The sequence below is a fragment of the Paenibacillus sp. GbtcB18 genome, from assembly GCF_019091125.1.
Classification (GTDB): Bacteria; Bacillota; Bacilli; order Paenibacillales; family NBRC-103111; genus Paenibacillus_F; species Paenibacillus_F chitinolyticus.
In genome coordinates, this window is the sequence record NZ_JAGXJX010000293.1 from 1 (window position 1) to 277 (window position 277).

Annotated in this window: 1 protein-coding gene; it reads right to left on the reverse strand. The window is 40.8% G+C overall.

Features of this window, described 5'->3' with window-relative positions; translation table 11 throughout:
- The coding region (locus tag KVT34_RS30245; RefSeq protein ID WP_369016302.1) for a D-alanyl-D-alanine carboxypeptidase family protein at window positions 1–277 on the reverse strand (277 nt) is incomplete at both ends.

The window sequence follows — 277 nt, forward strand, 5'->3', positions numbered from 1 at the left end:
CTGTAGTATAATGGACTTTAGCTGGAAGACCTGTTGGATCTTGTAAATGAGTATTTTCCAATCCTAAATCTTTCGCTTTTGTGTTCATCATATTTACAAATCCTTCTTCTGATCCAGCGATATGCTCCGCTACTGCAACAGACGCATCACTACCAGATGCAAGTGCTATACCCGTGAGCATTTCTTTTACTGTCATCTCTTCCCCAGTCTCTAAAAAGATTGGCGATCCTACTATTGAAGCTGCATGCTCAGTTGCCCTAACTTTATCAGTCAGTTT